This window comes from Chromobacterium sp. ASV23, assembly GCF_016428945.1.
Classification (GTDB): Bacteria; Pseudomonadota; Gammaproteobacteria; order Burkholderiales; family Chromobacteriaceae; genus Chromobacterium; species Chromobacterium sinusclupearum.
This window is the reverse complement of sequence record NZ_JAELTR010000280.1, coordinates 1-282: the sequence shown is the minus strand read 5'-3', so window position 1 is coordinate 282 and position 282 is coordinate 1. Positions and strand designations below refer to the sequence as shown.

General features: G+C 68.8%; 1 protein-coding gene. It reads left to right on the top strand.

Annotated elements, in window-relative coordinates; translation table 11 throughout:
- Window positions 1-282: phage baseplate assembly protein V (locus JHD59_RS22615; protein ID WP_233164493.1), on the top strand; the 282-nt coding region annotated here is incomplete at both ends.

Genomic DNA, 282 nt, shown 5'->3' with positions numbered 1-282 from the left:
CCCACACCGCGCAGGCCAAACCCACCTCGCTGGGCGTGCAAACCGCCACCGTGGTCGGCCCGGCCGAGCCGACAGACCAAGCCGCCGACGAGATCTACACCGACGGCCAGGGCCGCATCAAGGTGCAGTTCCACTGGCAACGGCCGCAGGAACATGCCCAGTTCGGCGCCAACCTCGACGACAAATCCAGCTGCTGGCTGCGCGTGGCCATGCCCAGCGCCGGCGCCGGCTTCGGCCACCAGTTCATCCCGCGCATCGGCCAGGAAGTGCTGGTCGACTTCA